At 70.5% G+C, this 20,107-nt stretch carries 20 protein-coding genes; 6 read left to right on the top strand and 14 right to left on the bottom strand.

The window, feature by feature from the left end; genetic code table 11:
• Positions 1-145: 145 nt before the first annotated feature.
• Genes ABZ194_RS20700 through coxB form a run of 3 tightly spaced genes read right to left on the bottom strand, consistent with a single transcriptional unit; the run spans position 146 to position 2,867 of the window.
• Entirely contained in the window at positions 146-541 is a 396-nt protein-coding gene (locus ABZ194_RS20700; RefSeq protein ID WP_355598542.1) for a cytochrome c oxidase subunit 4, read from the bottom strand.
• Positions 538-2,199 carry a cytochrome c oxidase subunit I gene (gene ctaD, locus ABZ194_RS20695; protein WP_355598540.1) on the bottom strand — a complete coding sequence of 554 codons (1,662 nt, stop codon included), beginning with the start codon at positions 2,197-2,199 and terminating at the stop codon, positions 538-540. Before ctaD ends, ABZ194_RS20700 begins: the two co-directional genes overlap by 4 nt.
• The gene (gene coxB, locus ABZ194_RS20690; protein WP_355598538.1) at positions 2,196-2,867 is read right to left on the bottom strand and encodes a cytochrome c oxidase subunit II; all 672 of its coding nucleotides are present in this window, start codon (positions 2,865-2,867) and stop codon (positions 2,196-2,198) included. Before coxB ends, ctaD begins: the two co-directional genes overlap by 4 nt.
• A 294-nt stretch (positions 2,868-3,161) precedes the next feature.
• Here coxB and ABZ194_RS20685 point away from each other — a divergent pair, with 294 nt between their 5' ends.
• Together ABZ194_RS20685 and ABZ194_RS20680 are read left to right on the top strand one after the other, a co-directional pair.
• The gene (locus ABZ194_RS20685; RefSeq protein WP_355598536.1) at positions 3,162-4,298 is read left to right on the top strand and encodes an aminotransferase class V-fold PLP-dependent enzyme; all 1,137 of its coding nucleotides are present in this window, start codon (positions 3,162-3,164) and stop codon (positions 4,296-4,298) included.
• Between the two features lie 25 nt (positions 4,299-4,323).
• Positions 4,324-4,593: a sulfurtransferase TusA family protein gene (locus ABZ194_RS20680; RefSeq protein ID WP_355598534.1), complete on the top strand. Its 270-nt coding sequence runs from the start codon at positions 4,324-4,326 to the stop codon at positions 4,591-4,593.
• A gap of 111 nt (positions 4,594-4,704) precedes the next feature.
• On the opposite strand, the gene ABZ194_RS20675 is transcribed toward ABZ194_RS20680, so the two are convergent.
• Positions 4,705-5,691 (bottom strand): carbohydrate kinase family protein, encoded by a 987-nt coding sequence (locus tag ABZ194_RS20675; protein WP_355598646.1) that lies wholly within the window; start codon positions 5,689-5,691, stop codon positions 4,705-4,707.
• 192 nt (positions 5,692-5,883) lie between these two features.
• On the bottom strand, positions 5,884-6,237 hold the full coding sequence (gene erpA, locus ABZ194_RS20670; protein ID WP_068894270.1) for an iron-sulfur cluster insertion protein ErpA: 354 nt from the start codon (positions 6,235-6,237) through the stop codon (positions 5,884-5,886).
• A gap of 193 nt (positions 6,238-6,430) precedes the next feature.
• Here erpA and nadA point away from each other — a divergent pair, with 193 nt between their 5' ends.
• Positions 6,431-7,585 carry a quinolinate synthase NadA gene (gene nadA / locus ABZ194_RS20665; RefSeq protein ID WP_355598531.1) on the top strand — a complete coding sequence of 385 codons (1,155 nt, stop codon included), beginning with the start codon at positions 6,431-6,433 and terminating at the stop codon, positions 7,583-7,585.
• 133 nt (positions 7,586-7,718) lie between these two features.
• Here the strand turns inward: nadA and ABZ194_RS20660 are convergent, their stop codons facing one another.
• The 7 genes from ABZ194_RS20660 to ABZ194_RS20630 all read right to left on the bottom strand — a co-directional run bounded on the left by ABZ194_RS20660 (position 7,719) and on the right by ABZ194_RS20630 (position 15,119).
• Positions 7,719-8,438, bottom strand: a complete 720-nt coding sequence (locus ABZ194_RS20660; protein WP_355598529.1) for an SIMPL domain-containing protein — start codon at positions 8,436-8,438, stop codon at positions 7,719-7,721.
• Positions 8,439-8,550: 112 nt separating this feature from the next.
• Positions 8,551-10,983 (bottom strand): protein kinase, encoded by a 2,433-nt coding sequence (locus tag ABZ194_RS20655; protein WP_355598527.1) that lies wholly within the window; start codon positions 10,981-10,983, stop codon positions 8,551-8,553.
• A gap of 96 nt (positions 10,984-11,079) precedes the next feature.
• Complete coding sequence (locus ABZ194_RS20650) at positions 11,080-12,546, bottom strand: alpha/beta fold hydrolase (protein ID WP_355598525.1); 1,467 nt, start codon at positions 12,544-12,546, stop codon at positions 11,080-11,082.
• Between the two features lie 3 nt (positions 12,547-12,549).
• The gene (locus tag ABZ194_RS20645) at positions 12,550-13,122 is read right to left on the bottom strand and encodes a hypothetical protein (RefSeq protein WP_355598523.1); all 573 of its coding nucleotides are present in this window, start codon (positions 13,120-13,122) and stop codon (positions 12,550-12,552) included.
• 3 nt (positions 13,123-13,125) lie between these two features.
• Positions 13,126-14,028, bottom strand: coding sequence for a zinc metalloprotease HtpX (gene htpX / locus ABZ194_RS20640; RefSeq protein WP_355598521.1), 903 nt, complete (start codon positions 14,026-14,028; stop codon positions 13,126-13,128).
• A gap of 9 nt (positions 14,029-14,037) precedes the next feature.
• Positions 14,038-14,316, bottom strand: coding sequence for a hypothetical protein (locus tag ABZ194_RS20635; RefSeq protein WP_355598519.1), 279 nt, complete (start codon positions 14,314-14,316; stop codon positions 14,038-14,040).
• Complete coding sequence (locus ABZ194_RS20630) at positions 14,313-15,119, bottom strand: PspA/IM30 family protein (RefSeq protein ID WP_355598517.1); 807 nt, start codon at positions 15,117-15,119, stop codon at positions 14,313-14,315. Before ABZ194_RS20630 ends, ABZ194_RS20635 begins: the two co-directional genes overlap by 4 nt.
• Before the next feature lie 146 nt (positions 15,120-15,265).
• Here ABZ194_RS20630 and ABZ194_RS20625 point away from each other — a divergent pair, with 146 nt between their 5' ends.
• Entirely contained in the window at positions 15,266-15,874 is a 609-nt protein-coding gene (locus ABZ194_RS20625; RefSeq protein WP_355598515.1) for a DUF3043 domain-containing protein, read from the top strand.
• 82 nt (positions 15,875-15,956) lie between these two features.
• Here the strand turns inward: ABZ194_RS20625 and ABZ194_RS20620 are convergent, their stop codons facing one another.
• Positions 15,957-17,222 carry an SMI1/KNR4 family protein gene (locus tag ABZ194_RS20620; RefSeq protein WP_355598513.1) on the bottom strand — a complete coding sequence of 422 codons (1,266 nt, stop codon included), beginning with the start codon at positions 17,220-17,222 and terminating at the stop codon, positions 15,957-15,959.
• A gap of 56 nt (positions 17,223-17,278) precedes the next feature.
• On the opposite strand from ABZ194_RS20620, the gene ABZ194_RS20615 reads away from it, so the two are divergent.
• On the top strand, positions 17,279-18,277 hold the full coding sequence (locus ABZ194_RS20615; RefSeq protein ID WP_355598511.1) for an aldo/keto reductase family protein: 999 nt from the start codon (positions 17,279-17,281) through the stop codon (positions 18,275-18,277).
• Between the two features lie 209 nt (positions 18,278-18,486).
• On the opposite strand, the gene ABZ194_RS20610 is transcribed toward ABZ194_RS20615, so the two are convergent.
• Complete coding sequence (locus ABZ194_RS20610) at positions 18,487-18,693, bottom strand: hypothetical protein (RefSeq protein WP_355598508.1); 207 nt, start codon at positions 18,691-18,693, stop codon at positions 18,487-18,489.
• Between the two features lie 184 nt (positions 18,694-18,877).
• Between ABZ194_RS20610 and ABZ194_RS20605 the strand changes: the two genes are divergently transcribed.
• Positions 18,878-20,035, top strand: a complete 1,158-nt coding sequence (locus ABZ194_RS20605; RefSeq protein ID WP_355598506.1) for a bifunctional adenosylcobinamide kinase/adenosylcobinamide-phosphate guanylyltransferase — start codon at positions 18,878-18,880, stop codon at positions 20,033-20,035.
• Positions 20,036-20,107: the final 72 nt, after the last annotated feature.

The raw sequence follows: 20,107 nt of genomic DNA, 5'->3' as shown, positions 1-20,107 counted from the left end.
AGTAAGCGGAGCGCCACATATGACAACCATGCTGAGTTCCCAATAAACACCAAAAAACGGGCCACGGAAGCTTCCCGTGGCCCGTTCTCGGCCGCGAAACGGCGCGGGGCGGTCTGAGGCGCCCCGCCCGCGCCGCCCCCGAGGGTCAGTGCGAGAACTGCCCCCGGTAGTACTCGAAGACGAATCCGATCATGCTCATGATGACCGCGAAGACGCCGATCAGGAACAGCCACCAGCCGATGACCACGCCGACCGCGCAGAGCGAGACGGCCAGGCAGACGAAGAGCGGCCACCAGCTGTGCGGGCTGAAGAAGCCGATCTCCCCGGCGCCGTCGCTGATCTCGCCCTGCTTGTTGTCCTCCGGCTGGTCCCCGATACGGCGGGCCGTGTACATCAGGTAGTAGCCGATCATGAAGGCGAAGCCCACCGAGATGGCCATCGCCGTCGTGCCGACCGGCTCCCTGGACCAGAACCAGTACACGACGTCCACCGCGGCGAAGAAGACGCCGCAGAGGATGAACAACCAGCCCTGAACCTTCATCGGTTCTCCTCCAGCTCACGAGGGGCCGAGACGTACGGGTGCCTGAGGTCGAACGCCGGGCGCTCGGACCGGATGCGCGGCAGCGAGGTGAAGTTGTGCCGCGGCGGCGGGCAGGACGTCGCCCACTCCAGGGAGTTGCCGTAGCCCCAGGGGTCGTCCACGGTGACCTTCGGGGCGTTCTTGTGGGTGTGCCAGACGTTGTAGAGGAACGGCAGCGTGGAGGCGCCGAGCAGGAACGCGCCGACCGAGGAGACCATGTTCAGATCGGTGAAGCCGTCGATCGGGCTGTAGTCGGCGTAGCGCCGGGGGAAGCCGGCCGCGCCGAGCCAGTGCTGCACCAGGAACGTGGTGTGGAAGCCGATGAACAGCGTCCAGAAGTGGATCTTCCCGAGGGTGTCGTTGAGCATCTTGCCGGTGAACTTGGGCCACCAGAAGTAGAAGCCCGCGAACATGGCGAAGACCACGGTGCCGAAGACGACGTAGTGGAAGTGGGCCACCACGAAGTAGGAGTCCGCGACGTGGAAGTCCAGCGGCGGCGAGGCCAGGATGACGCCGGTCAGACCGCCGAACAGGAAGGTGACCAGGAAGCCGATGGAGAACAGCATCGGCGACTCGAAGGTCAGATGGCCACGCCACATCGTGCCGAGCCAGTTGAAGAACTTCACCCCGGTCGGCACCGCGATGAGGAACGTCATGAACGAGAAGAACGGCAGCAGCACCTTGCCGGTCGGGTACATGTGGTGCGCCCACACCGTGATCGACAGACCGGCGATCGCGATGGTCGCGCCGACCAGGCCGATGTAGCCGAAGAGCGGCTTGCGGCTGAAGACGGGCAGGACCTCGGTGACGATGCCGAAGAACGGCAGGGCGATGATGTACACCTCGGGATGGCCGAAGAACCAGAACAGGTGCTGCCAGAGCATCGCACCGCCGGTGGCCGAGTCGAAGATGCGCGTGCCGAGCTTGCGGTCGGCCTCCAGGGCCAGCAGCGCGGCGGCGAGCACCGGGAAGGCCATCAGCACCAGGATCGCGGTGAGCAGGACGTTCCAGGTGAACATCGACATCCGGAACATCGTCATGCCGGGCGCGCGCATGCAGATGATCGTGGTGACGAAGTTGACCGAGCCGAGGATGGTGCCCAGGCCGCTGATGGCGAGGCCCATGATCCACAGGTCGCCGCCGATGCCGGGCGAGCTGATCGCGTTCGACAGCGGGGTGTAGGCGAACCAGCCGAAACTGGCCGCGCCGCCCGGGGTGAGGAAGCCCGACAGGGCGATGAGGCTGCCGAACAGGAACAGCCAGAAGCTCACCATGTTCAGCCGGGGGAACGCCACGTCCGGCGCGCCGATCTGCAGCGGCATGAGCTCGTTGGCGAAGCCGGCGAACAGCGGCGTGGCGAACATGAGCAGCATGACCGTGCCGTGCATGGTGAACAGCTGGTTGAACTGCTCGGCGCTGGTGAGCTGCAGGCCCGGCTGCGCCAGCTCGGCCCGCATGATCAGCGCCATGACGCCGCCGATCAGGAAGAACGCGAAGGAGGTGATGAGGTAGAGATGTCCAATGATCTTGTGATCGGTGGACGAAAGCCACTTCGCGATGACCGACCCCTTGCGGGTCGGCGCCACCGTGAGGGAGATGGGCTCGTTAAGTGCGGTCACTGGGCACCCGCCTGAGTAGCGATGTACTGGTCGAACTCGGCCTGCGAGACGAGTTTCACCGAGAAGAGCATCCGGCTGTGGTCCACACCGCACAGTTCGGCGCAGCGGCCGGCGTAGACCGCCGGCTTGTTCAGCGTCTCCACCTCGAACCTGTTCTCCACACCCGGGATGACGTCACGCTTGAAATGGAAGGCGGGCACCCAGAAGGAGTGGATGACATCCGGCGAGACGAGGTCGAACTCGACCTTCTTACCGACCGGGAGGACCAGCTGCGGCCCCTGGGTGTACTCGCTGACGGGCTTGCCGACAACCTCGGTCTTCTTGCCGTTGTAGTCCGTCGTGAAGCGCCAGCTCCACTGGAAGGCCTCGACCTTGACCTTCACCTCGGCCTGCCCGGAGATCGCGTTGACGTAGTTCTGGTCTCGCGCGGTGAAGAAGAAGAAGACGCCGACCATGATGATGGGCACAACCGTGTAGAGGATCTCAATCGGGAGGTTGTAGCGCACCTGGGGCGGCAGTTCCTCCTCGGAGTTCTTCCTCTTGCGGTGGAACGCCACAGACCAGAGGATCAGGCCCCACACGACCAGACCGGTGGCGAGAGCGGCGATCCAGGATCCGTTCCACAGATTCTGAACGGTTTCGGCCTGCTTGGTGATGCCTTCGGGCATGCCGCCTCGGGACCACTCTTCGGCACTGCACGCCGTTGCGGACACCAGCAGCAGCGCCAGAGCGGCAGCGCGTGGCACCCGGCGGCGGGCCAACGGACGCCGTGCGGAACGGCGGGTCGGACTCACGGATCGCCTACCCCACAGATGAAGCCCAGGAGTCGCTCCTGGGCGGTCGTTTGTTCATATTCACAACTTGTAGTTCACAGCTTTACGCTGGGGGACACATTAGCGCGGACCGCCCCCGCCCCCCCGCGCAGCCCCCGATTGCGCCGCGTGTGATGCGACCATTGGGGCGTGGCGTACTTCGACGCGGCCTCCACCGAGCCGCTGCACCCTCAGGCACGCGAGGCTCTGATCGCGGCGCTCGACGTCGGCTGGGCCGACCCGGCGAGACTGTACGGTCCCGCCCGCCGGGCAAGGATGCTACTGGAGCAGGCGCGTACCGAGGTGGCCGAGGTGCTCGGGGCCCGGCCGGACGAGGTGGCCTTCACCACCTCGGGCACCCAGGCCGTGCATTTGGGGGTGCTCGGCGCCCTGCACGGCCGGCGCCGTGCGGGACGCCGGCTGGTGACCTCGGCCGTCGAGCACTCCAGCGTGCTGCACGCCGCCGGGGTCCACGAGCGCGACGGCGGCTCGGTCGAGACGGTCGGCGTCGGCCGCACCGGGGCGGTGGACCCGGCCGCGTTCCGGGAGGCGGTCCTGGCCGAGGGTACGGCGCTGGCCTGCCTGCAAAGTGCCAACCACGAGGTCGGAACGGTCCAGCCCGTCGCCGAGGCGGCGGCCGCGTGCGCCGAGGCCGGTGTGCCGCTGCTGGTGGACGCGGCGCAGACCGCGGGCCGGATGCCCCTGCCCGGGGGCTGGTCGGTGCTGACGGCGAGCGCGCACAAGTGGGGCGGTCCCGCGGGCGTCGGCGTGCTGGTGGTCCGCAAGGGCACCCGCTGGCGGAGCCCGCTCCCCGAGGACGACCGCGAGCGCCGCAGGGTCCCCGGCTTCGAGAACGTGCCGGCGATCGTCGCGTCGGCCGCCGCGCTGCGCGCCATGGCCGCCGAGTCGGCCCAGGAGTCGGCACGGCTCTCGGCGCTGGTGGAACGGATCAGAACCGAGGTGCCCGGACGCGTTCCCGACGTCGAGGTGATCGGCGACCCCGTCGCACGAGCTCCTCATATCGTCACCTTTTCGTGTCTTTACGTGGAAGGTGAGGCTTTGCTGACGGAATTAGACAAGGCAGGATTCGCGGTATCGTCCGGCAGCTCATGCACGGCCAGTACGCTTCGTCCATCACATGTTTTGGAGGCCATGGGCGTGCTTACGCATGGGAACGTCCGGGTATCGCTGCCCCAGGGCACGTCGGCGACCGACGTCGATCGCCTTGTCGCGGTTCTCCCGGACATGGTGAGGAGGATTCGCGAGGATGCGGGGGTAAAGTCGTGATCAACATCTGGGGAGTGAAGACCTCATGACGTCCGCACAGGCCGCCACGGAGGGATCCACCCAGCCTCCGGCGCTGACCATCGACGCGCTGGGCAAGAAGTGCCCGATCCCGATCATCATGCTCGCCGAGCAGATCAACCAGGTTCCGCGCAACGCGATCGTCTCGGTCCTGGCCGACGATCCGGCGGCGTTCACCGACATTCCGGCGTGGTGCCGGCTGAAGTCACACCACCACGTGGCGAGCCACGAGCTTCCCGAGGGCGGCTGGGCCATCCACGTACGGCGCAACTACTGACCCGCGTCTCCAGGCCCCCGGCCCGGGCCGGACCGGACCGGACCGCAGCCCGCCGCGCACAGCGGGGCGGGCCGGGGGCTCGGCCGGGGCCGGAAGGCCGCGGACGAGGACTCAGGCGTAGTGGCACTTCACCGAGACGGCCACCTCGGCGGCGGCGTCGGCACCGTAGGCTCCGGCGAAGCGGTCGAGGAACGCCCTCTGTCCGAGCTCGTACTCCTGGCAGCCGATGCGCTCCAGGACGTGGGTGGCCGTGAGGTTGCCGATCTGACCGCAGCGTTCCAAGGGCAGCCCCCAGGCGATCCCCGCCAGGAAGCCCGAGCGGAAGGCGTCGCCCACCCCGGTGGGGTCGGCCTTGCCCAGCTCGGGGGCGGGCGAGACGTGCAGGGACGGCTCACCCCTGCGGTCGATCACGGCGCCCTTGGGGCCGAGCGTGGTGACACGGACACCGACCCGGTCGAGGATCTCCCCGTCGGACCAGCCGGTCTTCTGCTCGATCAGCCCCTTCTCGTAGTCGTTGCCGAACAGGTAGGCGGCGCCGTCGATCAGTCTCCGGATGTCCTCGCCGGGCATGCGGGCCAGCTGCTGCGAGGGGTCGGCCGCGAACGGGACGTGACGGCTGCGGGCCTCGTCGGTGTGGCGGAGCATCGCGTCGGGGTCGTTGGGGCTGACCAGGATCAGGTCCAGGCCGCCGAGCCGGTCGGCGATCGGGCCCAGCTCGATCAGCCGGGCCTCGGCCATCGCGCCGGTGTAGAACGACGAGATCTGGTTGTGCTCCTCGTCGGTGGTGCACAGGAACCGGGCGGTGTGGTGGACCTCGGAGGTGTGCACGGAGTCGCAGTCGACGCCGTGCCGCTCCAGCCAGGACCGATAGTCGGCGAAATCGGCGCCGACCGCGCCGACCAGGACGGGCCGCAGTCCCAGGCAGCCCATGCCGAAGGCGATGTTGGCCGCGCAGCCGCCACGGCGGATCTGCAGGTCGTCCACGAGGAACGACAGGGAGACCCGGTCGAGCTGGTCGGCGATGAGCTGGTCGCCGAAGCGGCCAGGAAAAATCATCAGATGATCGGTCGCGATTGAGCCGGTGACGGCGATGCGCACGGGGTCGTTCTCCTCGTTGTCAGCATCATGGAAACGGATCATGGGAACAGCGGGAATCGCATAGGAGCCCCGCAAGAATACGCGACGGCGTGGACACGCGGGGGCCCCGCGAGGTGACGGGCTCTCCACCTCGCGGGGCCCCCGCGCGACGCCCGTCCCGCCCGCTCGCGGCCGTACGGGCGGATCAGGGCACTAGTTGAACGAATCCCCGCAGGCGCAGGAACCGGTGGCGTTCGGGTTGTCGATCGTGAAGCCCTGCTTCTCGATCGTGTCGACGAAGTCGACCGTGGCGCCCACGAGATACGGGGCGCTCATCCGATCGGTGACCACGCTGACACCGTTGAAGTCCGTGACGACGTCGCCGTCCATCGAGCGGTCGTCGAAGAAGAGCTGGTAGCGCAGGCCGGAGCAGCCCCCGGGCTGCACGGCCACGCGCAGTTGGAGGCCTTCCTCACCCTGCTGCTCCAGCAGGCTCTTGACCTTGGCCGCGGCCGCGTCACTGAGGATCAGGCCCTGGGCCGTGGTCTCGCTGCTCTCAACCGACATGTGGTGACTCCCGCGTCTGCGTCAACCGCCCGCCTGGAACGGCTGTCTGTTTGTGACGTCCTTCTTAGACGCTACCAACACGCGCCGACGACTACACATTCCTGGGCTCATACCCGTCGCCCGACCCCGGAATAAATCCCATCACCGTGTGTGTCATTATTAGTCGTCAGTTCGACGATAAGGGGGTGTGGTCGTGACGACCACCGAGACCGGCCTTCCGCTTTTCGTCCTCGGCACGGGGACCGACCCACACAGTGAGCGCGGGGTCGACTGCCCCGGCGAGTTGCCCGCGGCCTCCGATCCGGCGCTGGTGGAGCGTGCCAGGCGGGCCAGGTCCGCGCTCGGCGACCGGGTCTTCGTGCTGGGGCACCACTACCAACGCGACGAGGTCATCCAGTTCGCCGACGTGACCGGTGACTCCTTCAAGCTCGCCAGGGAGGCGGCCGCCCGGCCGGACGCCGAGTACATCGTCTTCTGCGGCGTGCACTTCATGGCGGAGTCGGCCGACATCCTCACCGGCGACTCCCAGAAGGTCGTGCTGCCGGACCTCGCCGCCGGCTGCTCGATGGCCGACATGGCCACGTTCGACCAGGTGGAGGAGTGCTGGGAGGTGCTGGAGGACGCCGGGATCTCCGAGGTCACGGTCCCGGTCACCTACATGAACTCCAGCGCCGACATCAAGGCGTTCTGCGGGCGCAACGGCGGCGCGGTGTGCACCTCGTCCAACGCCGGGCGCGCCCTCGGCTGGGCGTTCTCCCGTGGCGAGAAGGTGCTGTTCCTGCCCGACCAGCACCTGGGGCGGAACACCGCGGTGCTGGAGATGGGCCTGTCGCCGGACGACTGCGTCGTCTACAACCCGCACCGGCCGAACGGCGGGCTGACCGCCGAGCGGCTCCGCGACGCGCGGATGATCCTGTGGAAGGGGCACTGCTCGGTGCACGGCCGCTTCACCCCCGAGTGCGTGGACGACGTGCGCGAGAGGATCAGTGGCGTCAACGTGCTGGTCCACCCCGAGTGCAGGCACGAGGTGGTCACCAAGGCCGACTACGTCGGCTCGACCGAATACATCATCGGAACGCTCCGGGAGGCGCCGGCCGGTTCCTCCTGGGCGGTGGGCACCGAACTCAACCTGGTCAAGCGGCTCGGGCAGATGTTCCCCGACAAGAACGTGACATTCCTCGACAAGACCGTCTGCTACTGCTCGACGATGAACCGGATCGACCTGCCGCATCTGGTGTGGGCGCTGGAGTCCCTCGCGGCCGGTCAGGTGGTCAACCAGATCACCGTGGACGCCGACACCACCCACTGGGCCAAGGTGGCCCTGGACCGGATGCTGGCCCTTCCCTGAGCCTCCCCGGGGCTCTTTCGAAGCCCGGCCCCGCGGACGGGCCCTCGGCGGTTCGCGCCGCCGGGGCCCGTCTCCCGGGACGCCTCAGGCCTCTCCCCGGCCTCCGGGGCCTCCGGGGCCTCCGGGACGGGGACTACCGCAGCTCGTAGACCACCCGCACGGTGACCGAGACGCTCTGCTGACCGGGACTGATCGAACTCCTGTCGGCGGCCATGCCCGCGCCGAAGGTCATCGGCCGGGGTGGCGTGACGCTCTCCTCGCTGATCGTCAGGACGTGGCCCAGTTCGCGGCCGGACAGCTGGGCGTACTGCTCGGCACGGGCCCTGGCGTCCTTGAACGCCGCGTCCCGCGCCGCCCTGAGCATCCTGCGGCTGTCGGACACCTCGAAGGACACGCCGTTCAGCCGGGCCTCCTCCCCGACGGCCACCGCGGCCTCGATCACCCTGTCCGCGCTCTCGACGTCGCGCACCACGGCCTCGACCCCCTGCGCCGCCCGGTAGCCGGAGACCTTGGGGTAGGTGTCGTACTCGGGGCCGAGGGACAGCTCGCTGGTCCGCAGGTCCTTGGAGTCGATCCCGGCCTTGAGCAGCGCCCTGGTCAGCCTGGCCGCGGCCTTGCGCGCGTCGGCGAAGGCCTGCCCCGCGGTGCCCCTGCGCACCTCGACCCCGGCGTTCAGCCGCATGGTGTCGGGGACCACGGCCAGGTTCCCCTCCCCGACGACCGTCACCTGGGACCGTTCTTCGTCCATGACCACCTTCGCAGTGCCGGAGCCGGAGTCGGCGAACGCGACCCCGCCGAACATCGCCGTGGCGGCAAGAGTGGCCAGGGCCACGGTATGAGACATCTTGATCATAGGCTCATGGCATCACGGCGCGTGGGCGGTGCCGGGGAGGCGCCGGTGTGCCCTGCCATGTCTTGAAGATCGGATTACGTCCCGCCCCGGCCGCCGGCCGGGGCGGGAGGTCTCAGCGCTCCCGGGTGAAACGCATGAACTGCCTCTCGTACTCCTTGGCGTCGGTGCTGGTGGCCAGCACCCGCTTCACCCGCCCCTGGAAGTCGATCACCACGGCCTCGAAGCCGGTGCCCTTGCGCCGCCAGCCGGCGATGTGCCGGTCGTCGTACCAGCCGATGAGCCGCTCGGTGGCGAACGGAATCCTGAACCGGGCTTCCGCGTCCGTGGTGGTCGACCAGACGCAGATCTCCCGCTCGGTCTCCTTGCAGTAGGTCATGAGCAGCGTGCCCGACGGGGAGATGTCGTCGCCCTCCACGGTGACCGGGGTGCCCACGTCGAGCAGGGTCTGCAGCACGGTGCCCCGAAGGTCGTAGAAGCGGATGCGCCGGGTCTCGCCGGCGAGCGCCCAGGTCCCGACGGCCCTGCCGTCCCCCCGCCAGAAGTAACTCCACTTGCCCGCGTCCCTCTCCTTCACGCGGACGATCCTGGCCTTCTTCCCCGCGACGTCGATGACCGCGTAGCCGTACTCCTTGCTGGTGCTCCCCACCGCCTTGTAGAGCGTCACCAGGCCCCGCGTGCCGTCCGGGGACCACTGCGGGACGGTGGGGTAGACGGGCGCCTTGGTGATCCTGATCCGGGTCACCGCGCCGGACTTCCGGTCGACGACCGAGACGACGGCGTAGCTGTCGGCGTCGTAGACCTTGTCGGTGGCCAGCGCCTGGGTACCCGAGGCGTTCACCGTGTACTGGAAGTACTTGTCGTTCTTGGTGAAGGTGCTGCCGCCGAAGGTGCGGACATAGAGGTTCTTGTCCCAGTCGAGGCTGTAGGAGGTGAGCTTGATCGGGTCGTCGTCGCTTTCCTGGACCGTGGTCGAACCGCCCGGCAGCTTGATCGTCCTGGTCGCCCGGGGCGGATCGGAGACGGTGGGAGTGGGGGTGGAGGTCGTGGGCACGTCGTCGCCGCCGGCTGCCCGGGTGACGACCGGGCCGGACTTACCGGCCCGCAGCGCCAGCGTGATCCCTCCCGCCAGGGCGAGTGTGACCACGAGTCCCACACCGACCGCGATCCAGGCCCCGCGCCCACGTCCGGCCCCGGCCGCCCCCGGCCCCCGGTACGGCGGAGCCCCGTGGAACGGCTGCGGGCCTCCCTGGGACGGGTGGGTCGGCGGACCGCCGTGGGACTGCGGGTAACCGTGGGGCTGCGGGTAGCCGGGCCCGGCCTGCCGCGGGTGCCCCGGCCCGGTCTGCCGGGGCGGATAACCTCCCGGCCCGGGTCCGGGGCCCGGAAGCCCCTGCCGGCCTCCCGGCCCGGTCTGCTGCGGATGGCCGGCCGGGCCGTATCCGGCCTGTGGAGGCTGCTGACGGCCGCCCCGCGGAGGCGGAGGGTGGGCGCCCTGCGGAGGGTAGCCGTCCTGCGGGAGAAAGGCGGACTGCGGGAGGGGATCGTCCTGCGGGAGGTGGGCGGCGTGCTGGGTGTGGCCGTCCCGCGGAAGGTGGCCGTCCCGCGGGGGCGGGAGGAGGCCGCCGGAGCCGGGGCCCGTCCGCTGCGCGGCGGCGGCCGAGCCCTCGGCGAGGATGCCCCGGGGCGCGGTGGGCGTCTGTGTCCCCGGCGTCCCCGGCGTCCCCGGCGCGCCGCCGGTGTGGCCAAGCAGCCGCAGCAGGGCCTCCCCCGCGGTCGGGCGCCGGGCCTGGTCCTTGGACAGGCAGTGCCCGACCAGGTCCCGCAGCGCCGGATCGGTGATGGCCCGCAGGTCGGGCTCCATGTTCATGATCCGATTGAAGATCGCGGGCAGGCTGTCGACGCCGAACGGCGGCTGGCCGGTGGCCGCGAAGACCATGGTGCAGCCCCAGGCGAACATGTCGGCGGACGGCCCGGCGTTCTCCCCGGCCAGCTGCTCGGGGGTCATGTAGGAGGGGGTGCCGATCGCCGTGGCGGTCAGCGTGGAAGTCCGGTCGAGGGCCTTGGCGATACCGAAGTCGATCACTCGGGGGCCGTCGGGGGCGAGGAGCACGTTGGACGGCTTGAAGTCCCGGTGCACGATGCCCGCCTGGTGGATGGCGACGAGCGCGGTCACGGTGCCGATCGCCAGCCGGTGCAGGGCCGAGCCCGCACGCGGCCCCTCCGCGGCCACGATCTCGGCCAGTGTCGGGCCGTCGATGTACTCGCTGACGATGTACGGGCGGTGCCGGTCGACCCCGGTGTCGATCACCGCGGCGGTGCAGAACGGCGCGACCCGCTGGGCGGTGCCCACCTCGCGCACGAAGCGCTCCAGCGCCTCCTCGTCCTGCGCGAGATCGGCGCGCAGGAGCTTGACCGCGACCCGGGCACCGGTGGGCGACACGCCGAGATAGACCGTTCCCTGGCCGCCCTCGCCGAGTCTCGCCGTGAGCCGATACTCCCGCACCCGCTCGGGGTCTCCCGGCCGCAAGGACGCAAGGTCCGGCATACCCACACCCTCCCTTTGGCATATTTTTACGGTCCATTGTGACGGCAAAGAATCACAACCGGTGCATCAATCCCGGAGGGGGCGGACCGAAACCAACTACCCGCGGCGACCACCCGGCCGCCCGTCGTGGTGGCCGCCGAGCGTCCGGACGGCCTCGACGATCACCTCGGGGCGTTCGAGCTGAACCTGGTGCCCGACGCCGGGAAGGGTGACCAGCCTGGCGTTCAGCAGCCGGGCGAGGTCGCGGTGACAGAGGTCTTCGGGACCGGCGCTGAGAACGACGACCGGGATCCGCGGGAAGGGGCGGCTCGCGCGCAGCTCGCCGAGCTCGGCGGCCATGTCCGGGTAGGCCAGCCATTCGGCCAGCGCGGCGGCCAGCACCCGGCCCCTGCCGTACACCGGACGACCCTGACCGGATGTCCCCATGAGGAGACGGTGCGCCAGGGGCAGCACCGGGTAGGCGAGCGCGGTGGCGCCGAAGGTGCGGCCCAGGGCGGGCAGGGCCCGCTGTACGGCGCGCACCGCGGCCCCGCACGGGCCGGCGCGAGCCCTCGGGGCGCTCTCACAGCTGGGATCGACCAGGACCAGCCCGGCCACCTGCCCGGGGTGGAGCCTGGCGAACGCCTCGGCGTGCAGGCCGGCGACCGAGTGCCCCACCACCACCGCCCCGGTCCCGGCGAGCGCGGCGATCCGGCCGGCCTCCTCACCGAGCGTGGGCGGCCCGAGGTGGCCCGAGCTGAGCCCCAGCCCCGGCCGGTCGAAACGGATCACCTCGTGGTCGCGGCTCAGAGCGGCGGCGACCCGGTCCCAGTGGAACCATGCCCCGGCCATCCCCGCGCAGATCAGCACCGGTGGCCTCCCGGCCCCCTCCGCGAGGATGTGCGCCGTCGGCGGGGGTTCCGGGGTCCTGTCCAGCGCCAGGGCGACCCCCAGCAGCAGAAGCCAGAGCGCGACGACCCCGAGCTGGAAACGCTGCGCGACCCCCACCGGGCCGCTGGGACCGGCCGCCACCAGGGCGAGGGTCCACACCGTGGCGACGGCCATCAGAGAGGCCGGCACGGCCCCGCTCCAGGCGAGGATCCGCCACCTGCGCCGCCGCAGCGCGCTCACCGGCAGCGCCACGAGACTGACCATCACCCCGGCGAGCGCCAGGGAGCTGACCACCGCGTGGATCCGGTGGGCGGCCGAGACCCTGCCCGCGGCCTCGGCCGCCGCGCACGACGGATCGCTCAGCGAGGCGCAGTCCAGCGGGAAGAGACCGGCGTCCAGCACCGTCATCCCGCCGAACAGCGCGAGGCCGAGCCAGCCGGCCGTCCCGGCCCTGTCGGGGCGGCCGTCGGGCGCCAGGGCCACCCCGGCCAGGCAGGCGAGCCCGGCCGCCACGTCGGCGGCCCGCACCAGCCACGACCACGGCTGGTCGGCGGCGGCCAGTTCGCTGACGTAGGCCCAGACCCGGTCGACCCCGGGGTTGAGAAACTGCAACGGCACCCAGGCGCTGTAGCACAGGCCCGCCAGGACGAAGGCGCGGGCGGCGGCCGGGGGCACCCTTCGGCGGGAACCCACCGCTCACAGCCCGGGGGCGCCCCAGAGGGGGAACCAGCGGCCCAGGTCGGGCTCGATCCTCAGCTCCCCCTCAAGCGCGGCGCGTACCTGAAGTTCCAGCGCGTTGTCCCTGTGCCCGCCGGAGAGCGGCGCGAACGGGTAGAAGGTCCCCCGCTTGTAGAGGTACACCAGGGCGAGTCTGTGCCCGTCCCGGTCGGCGAAGGAGATCAGTGAGCAGAGCAGGGAGGGGCCGAAACCCGCGCCCTCAAGGGAGGAGTTGACCGCGTGCAGGTCGGTGACCAGCTCGCCGACCTGATCGGGGGTACGGCGCACCAGCAGCCACGTGTAGCCGTAGGAGTCCTCGGACCGCGTGACCGGCGGGCCTCCCCCGGCGGCGAGCAGATCGACGACGTCGTGCTCCAGTGTGGTGAACGCCCCGCCCTCGGCCGAGCGGAAGCAGACCGAGCCCAGCCCGGCCGGCGTCAGGTCCGTCGCGGCCTGCAGGGTCACCGCCGCCGACGGCAGCGCGAACAGGGCGTCCAGATCGGGTCTGACGGGTTCGGTACGGCCCAGCAGAGCGTCCCACCACCTGGCCACCGATCACGCTCCCTGTCCGAGCTGGGCGGAGATCCGGCTGAGCTGCTCCAGGCGCCGGTTCAGCGGCGGATGGGTGGCGAACAGCGTGGTCAGGCCGGAGCGGCCCGCCAGCGCGGGGGCGAAGAAGAAGGCGTTGAACGGCTCGGCCTCGCGCAGGTCCCTGGTCGGGATGCGCGACATCTCTCCGCTGACCTTGACCAGCGCGCTGGCCAGGGCCGAGGGACGCTGCGTGAGCATCGCGCCCGCCCGGTCGGCGGCCAGTTCGCGGTAGCGGGACAGGGCACGGGTGAGCAGGAAGCTCACGGCGTACACCAGGGCCGAGACCAGCACCACGATCAGGCCGATCGGCAGGCCGCCCCGGTCGTCACGGTTCCGTCCCAGGCCGGTGTAGAGCGCGAACCGGGTCATCAGACCGGCCACGATGCCGAGGAACGAGGCGATGGTCATCACCGCGACGTCGCGGTGCGCCACGTGGGACATCTCGTGGGCGAGCACGCCCTCCAGCTCGGCCGACTCCAGGCGGCGCAGCAGCCCGGTGGTCGCGCAGACCACGGAGTTCTTCTGGTTGCGGCCGGTGGCGAACGCGTTCGGAACGTCCGAGTCGGCGATCGCCACCCGCGGCTTGGGCATGTCGGCCATGGCGCAGAGGCGATCGATCACGCCGTGCAGCTCGGGTGCCTGCTCAGGGCTGACCACACGTCCGTGCATCGCGAACAGCGCGATGCGATCGGACATGAAGTACTGCACCAGCAGGGTGCCTCCGGCGATGAGGAGCACCAGGACCGTCTGGACGCCCAGTGCGATCAGCGCGCCCACGAACACGACGTAGAGCAGCCCGAGCAGGAACATGGTCAGGATCATGCGGGTGGTCAGGCCCCGGTCGGGGGCGAACCGGGTATGTGCCATATGACCAAGCTATCCGGGAATGAGCCCTTCGTTGCCCAGCATCTCCCGCACTTCGTCCATGGAAGCGTCCGACGGAGGCAAAATCAGCTCCGAGGACTCCAGGCTGTCGTCCGGGAGAGGCTTGCCGACGTGACGGACCTTGTCCAGCAGGTCGTGCAGTCTGGTCCTGAAGACGGTCTCGTCGCCGGCGACGATCGCCGCCTCCAGCTCACCGTCCAGGGCGTTGAGGACGTCGAGGTCGTCGGAGGCGATCTCGATCTGCCCCTCCCCCATGATGCGAACGATCACAGTCCCTCCCCCGGCTGACGGAGCTGCTGAGTCTGATGTGACTGGGGCTGGGGCTGAGGCTGCTGGGACGGACCCGGCTCGATCGCGCTCTTGGGCGCCGGAGCCTGGCCGAGCTCCGCCTTCATCCGGGCGATCTCCAGCTCCACGTCCTGCCCGCCGCCCATGCGGTCGAGCTCGGCCTGGATGTCGTCGCCGCGCTGACCGCTGAAGTCGTCGAGCGCGCCGCTGGCCAGCAGCTCGTCGATGGCCCCCGCGCGAGCCTGCATCGAGGCGGTCTTGTCCTCGGCGCGCTGGATCGCCAGACCGACGTCGCCCATCTCCTCGGAGATGCCGGAGAAGGCCTCGTTGATCCGCGTCTGCGCCTCGGCCGCGGTGTAGGTCGCTTTGATCGTCTCCTTCCTGGTGCGGAAGGAGTCAACCTTGGCCTGCAGCCGGTGCGAGGCGGTGGTGAGCTTCTCCTCCTCGGCCTGCAGGTTGTCATGCTGCACGCGGAGATCGGCGATCTGGGTCTGCAGGCCCGACCTGCGGGTCAGCGCCTCGCGGGCGAGATCCTCCCGTCCCACGCCGAGGGCCTTGCGGCCCTGCTCCTCAAGCTTGCGCGACTGAGTCTCGATCTGGTTGATCTGCAACTCCACCCGCTTGCGTGAGGTGGCGACGTCGGCCACACCACGGCGCACCTTCTGCAACAACTCCAACTGACGCTGGTAGGAGTAGTCCAGGGTTTCGCGTGGATCCTCCATCTTGTCCAAGGCGTTGTTGGCCTTGGACTTGAAGATCATGGAAAGTCTCTTCATCACGCTCATGCGCGTCGGCCGTCCCCTTCTTCAAATGCGCTTCCGGTCACCCCAGTGATTCCAGCCCCCCAAGAAAAGCACCGGAGCCACCTAGGTTCACCCTACGCATAACGTGCGGGGGCGTCACTAAGTTGCAGTCCCGGTAGGCTGACGATGTGTTCCGACGTACCCAGACCACCGCGGACGACTCCCCCGTCTCCGTCAACGATCCTAAGCCTGCGGGCAAGGGGCGTCCCACACCCAAGCGCCGGGACGCCGAAGGCCGTCGCCGCCAGCCGGTGAACGCCCCTCAGAACCGCAAAGAGGCCTACAAGCAACTTCGCGACCGTCAGGCCAACGACCGCGTCAAGGCGCGCGAGGGCATGATGCGTGGCGACGAGCGCTACTTCCCGGCCCGCGACCGGGGTCCGGCCCGCAAGTTCGCCCGCGACTGGGTGGACTCCCGCCGCGTCGTCAGCCAGTACTTCCTGCCGTTCTCCCTGCTCATCCTGCTGCTCACCTGGATCCCGTTCCCCGGCGAGATCCGCGGCTACGTCTACGTCGCCGTCATCACGATCGGATGGCCGGTCATGATGGTGGGCGTCCTGTTCACCTCGGTCTGGGTGTCGTGGAAGGTCAAGAAGCTGGCGGCCGAGAAGTTCCCCGGCGAGAGCCTCAAGGGCGTCGGTTTCTACGCCGCCATGCGCGCGCTGCAGATCCGCAAGCTGCGCTTCCCGCCGCCCGCCGTCCTGCCGGGCGGCAAGCCGGTCCCGCCGAAGAAGTAGAACCCCGCTCGGGCATCGCGGCCCCGTCTCCTCCGGGACGGGGCAGGGCGGGACGGGGCGGGGCGCCCCGGAGCGGCGGCGCTCAGCCGGAGCCGACGGGGTCCGAACCGAGTTCGGCGGCCCCGGTGACCCGGGGCTTTTGGCCGACGGTCCCGTCGGCCTCCAGGGCGTCGGCGGTCCTCTTCAGCAGCGCGTAGTGCGAACGGATCCGGACACCGCCCGGCGTGAAGTCCGCCTCCCCCTCCTCACCGATCTCCGCCACGCCGCGCCCGGCCGAGTCGACCGCGAGGCGGCCACCGGTCAGGTCGGAGGCGATGGGGATCATCCCTCCCTCCCACCGCCGCGGGCGCGGGCCCCCGATCCCGCACAGCCCCCGCCAGGTGTCACGGATCTCCCGTACGCCGAGCATCTTCCCGGCCAGGAGGCCGAAGCCCGAGGTCCCGCCGGAGGCGAGGGCCCCGTTGTGACGTAGCAGTGAGGCGCGCAGGTCGTCGGGGAACCGCAACCCCATCTGCGCCTCGGCGATCGCGATCGTCCGGCCTCTGGCAGGCGGGGCGAGGGTGCGGCGGGTGGCGGGGGCGTTGGCCTTCAGCCATCGCTCGATCCGCGTCCACTGCCGGTTCACCGCCCGGGTCACCCCCGGGCTGAGCGCCCGCGCCCGCGGCGCCTCGCCCGAGGGGCGGCAGTCCGCGTCGGGCACCGAGCCGGCCCGTCTCCGAACCCGGGCCGAGGTGCCCTCGGGGAGGGGCCGGATCTCCACCCGCCCCCAGCGGGAGGGGGGCTGGACACCCATGTCCCGGCAGATCGGGTCGTGCCGATCGTCCGGCGTCCACCCGTCCGTTCCCGCGCCGGTGTCCCGAGCCTCGGGCACACACGGGAACGTCGCGGGATCGGAGGATCCCCCGCCGAAAACCCCTCCCGCGGGTGCCGGTTCCTCCCTCTTGGAGAAGGTCACGTCCTCCAGCGCCTGGGCGCCGAGGAACAGCACGCCCAGCGCGCACGCGGCGGCGCCCCAGCGGACCAGCCTGCGCCGGACGGCGCCGTCGAGGGGTTCTCGCGGGTAAGGCTTCGCGGAGAGGAACGCGGGGATATAGGCGGGGACGGCGTAACGCCTGAGATCGTCGGCGGTGGGGGTGCCGAGGATCGGGGCCGGGGGCCATCGCGGCACCCGGCCGGACTCGGCCTCGCCCGGCGGGGCGGTCCCGGGCGGCGCTCCGGGGGCGGCCCGGGACACCGGCCCCGGGGTGCTGCGAGACCGGCGCGAGCGCAGGACGACCACGACGATCGCCGTCAGCGCGACGGCCACCAAACCGAGCCGTACCCATCGAGAAGTGATCAACCGCGACACGCCGGGCAGAGTATCCCGAATCACTCTGTCCCATGGCAGCTATTAAGGTCAAGCGCATGAAATTCCGCCACCTTGGCCGTAGCGGTCTCATGGTCAGCGAGATCAGCTACGGCAACTGGATCACTCATGGCTCCCAGGTCGAGGAAGAGACCGCCAGGGAATGCGTGCGGGCGGCGCTCGACGAGGGGATCACCACCTTCGACACCGCCGACGTCTACGCGGCCACCAAGGCGGAGGAGGTGCTCGGGCGCGCGCTGGAAGGCGTCCGCCGCGAGTCCCTGGAGATCTGTACCAAGGTCTACTGGCCCACAGGCGCAGGTCCGAACGACCGCGGCCTGTCCCGCAAGCACATCACCGAGTCCATCCACGGCTCGCTGCGGCGCCTGAAGACCGACTACATCGACCTGTACCAGGCCCACCGCTTCGACTACGAGACACCACTGGAGGAGACCCTCAAAACCTTCGACGACCTCGTACGGCAGGGCAAAGTCCTCTACATCGGCGTCAGCGAGTGGACCGCCGAGCAGATCGCCCAGGCGTTGAAGATCGCCGACGAACTCGGCCTCGACCGCCTGGTCTCCAACCAGCCGCAGTACTCGATGCTGTGGCGGGTCATCGAGGCCGAGGTCGTGCCGCTGAGCGAGAAGGAGGGCGTCGGCCAGATCGTCTGGTCCCCGATCGCCCAGGGCGTGCTCACCGGCAAGTATCTGCCCGGGCGTCCGCCCCCCGCCGGATCCCGGGCCACCGACCCGGCCGGCGGCGGCTTCATCTCCCGGATGATCAACGAGGACATGCTCACCCGTGTCCAGGAGCTGAGGCCGATCGCCGGCGACCTCGGTCTGACCATGGCCCAGCTCGCCGTGGCGTGGGTGCTGCAGAACCCGAACGTGGCCTCCGCCATCGTCGGGGCGACCAGGCCGGAGCAGGTCCGCGACAACGTCAAGGCCGCCGGCGTGAAGCTGGACGCCGAGGCGCTGAAGAGGGTCGACGACATTCTCGGCCCGGTCGTCGAGCGGGATCCCGCCAAGACCGTCAGCCCCGCCAAGCGCCCGTAGTCACCGGCCACCGGAGCTCACCCTCTCCGGGGCCTCCACACACGCCCGACAAGGGGCATGAAAGCGGCCCTCACCGGGGCTTCACCCCTCCGGGGCCTTCCGGTGCGCGGAAGGCCCCGGAGGGGTTCTCCGACATCACCGGGAGACCTCGGAGGGCTCCGGATCGCGGAGAGACACGAAGGTGTTCTCCGATCACCCGCCCGTCCGGGCTATTCGGCGCGCAGCGACATCCTCGCGTACTCGACCCGGTCGCCTTCGAGCAGCGTGACCTTCTCGACACCGGCCTCCAGCAGATCGCGCCAGCTCTCGCCGAGCCACGACTCCGCGTCCGCCTGGCTGGGGAACGCCTCGGACGGCGCGACCCCCTCGGTCACCTCGCCGCCGTTCGCGTTTTCATAACGCCAGTGCCAAGTCATGCCATACGCTCCTTCTTCACCGGGCCGGTCCACGAGGCCGGGCCTTCGCACGCCGGGTCTTCTCCCACAGGTCGGGCGGTGCCCTCCGGAAGGCTCAGCGAACCCTACATCCACCGCACCGTCTCCGGGCGCGGGGACGGGGACGGGGCGCGTTCCCCGGGTTCGGTGCCCATACGCTGAGACGGTGAAGGTCCTGATCTCCGGTACGGCGGGAGCCGGCGGCTGGCCCGCCCGGGGATGCGGCTGCGCCTCCTGCCTCCGCCTGTCCCCCGGTCGTCGCCGCCCCGCCGAGGTCGTCCTGCTGTCCGGCCACGACACGTCCCCCGCCTCCCTCGACGACCGCTCCGTACGGCTCCCCCTCGCCAACCCGGCCCTCCAGGATCACGAGACCTCCCCCGGCACCGCCCGGTTGCCCGCCGGCTACCGGGTCTCGACCGGTCCCGACGGTCTCGTCCTCACCACCCCCGGCGGCCACCGGATCCTCTACGCGGCCCCGCCCGCCGGCCTCCCCGCCCTGCCCGGGGACGGGGAATCGGCCGACCGGCCGTCTCCGGAACATCCGGGGCGTCCAGACGGCGGCCGGGCGGTGTTCGACCTGGTGCTGATGGACGTCCTGGACCGGCCCGAACGACTGGGGGGCCTGCGCCGCCGGGGCGCGGTCACCGATCGGACCCACGTCGTGGCGGTGCACATCGACCACCGGGTGCCGACCGAGGCCGAGCTGGCCCGCCGGGCCGCGCTGTGGGGGGTGCGGGCCGTACCGGACGGAACGGTCCTCGACCTCGGCGAGCCCGCCCCCGCCCGCGCCCCGCTCCCCCGGCGGACCCTGCTTCTGGGCGGGGCGCGCTCGGGTAAGTCGGCCGAGGCCGAACTCCGCCTGGCCACCGAGCCAAGGGTCCGCTACGTGGCGACCGGCCCGTCCGGCGACGGCGACGCCGAGTGGGACCGCCGGGTCAGGGCGCACCGGGAGCGACGGCCCGCGCACTGGGAGACGTCCGAGACCACCGACCTGGCCGGGCTGGTACGGAGCACCGACATCCCGCTGCTGGTGGACGGTCTCGGCACCTGGGTCGCCGCCGTCTTCGACGAGTGCGACGCCTGGTCGGGCGGGGACGGCCTGGACGCGGTCGCCGCCCGGTGCGACGAGCTGGTCACGGCCTGGCGGCGGCCCGGGGCCCGGGTCGTGGCGGTCTCCGACGAGGTCGGCCTTGGCGTGGTGCCCGCGACCTCCAGCGGCCGGATGTTCCGCGACACCCTCGGCCGGCTGAACCGGCGCCTGGCCCGTGAGTCCGAGGAGGTCACCCTGGTCGTGGCCGGCCGCCTCCTCCCGCTGCCCCTGTGACCTCTCCTTTCGGCCTTCCCCGGGAGTGGCGCGCCCCGCCGGGCCGTCCGGGGGAAACCGCGGGCTACGATC

The organism is Streptosporangium sp. NPDC006007 (assembly GCF_040614315.1).
GTDB lineage: Bacteria > Actinomycetota > Actinomycetes > Streptosporangiales > Streptosporangiaceae > Streptosporangium.
This window is presented reverse-complemented; position numbering and strand designations above follow the sequence as displayed.

Bases quoted from the DNA above. Each gene is read 5' to 3' on its own strand.
- erpA (WP_068894270.1), bottom strand. From the start codon at position 6,237: ATGTCGGTTGAGAGCAGCGAGACCACGGCCCAGGGCCTGATCCTCAGT.
- coxB (WP_355598538.1), bottom strand. From the start codon at position 2,867: ATGCCCGAAGGCATCACCAAGCAGGCCGAAACCGTTCAGAATCTGTGG.
- ABZ194_RS20615 (WP_355598511.1), top strand. From the start codon at position 17,279: ATGAAATTCCGCCACCTTGGCCGTAGCGGTCTCATGGTCAGCGAGATC.
- htpX (WP_355598521.1), bottom strand. From the start codon at position 14,028: ATGGCACATACCCGGTTCGCCCCCGACCGGGGCCTGACCACCCGCATG.
- ABZ194_RS20700 (WP_355598542.1), bottom strand. From the start codon at position 541: ATGAAGGTTCAGGGCTGGTTGTTCATCCTCTGCGGCGTCTTCTTCGCC.
- ABZ194_RS20655 (WP_355598527.1), bottom strand. From the start codon at position 10,983: ATGCCGGACCTTGCGTCCTTGCGGCCGGGAGACCCCGAGCGGGTGCGG.
- ABZ194_RS20610 (WP_355598508.1), bottom strand. From the start codon at position 18,693: ATGACTTGGCACTGGCGTTATGAAAACGCGAACGGCGGCGAGGTGACC.
- ABZ194_RS20630 (WP_355598517.1), bottom strand. From the start codon at position 15,119: ATGAGCGTGATGAAGAGACTTTCCATGATCTTCAAGTCCAAGGCCAAC.
- ABZ194_RS20680 (WP_355598534.1), top strand. From the start codon at position 4,324: ATGACGTCCGCACAGGCCGCCACGGAGGGATCCACCCAGCCTCCGGCG.
- ABZ194_RS20660 (WP_355598529.1), bottom strand. From the start codon at position 8,438: ATGATCAAGATGTCTCATACCGTGGCCCTGGCCACTCTTGCCGCCACG.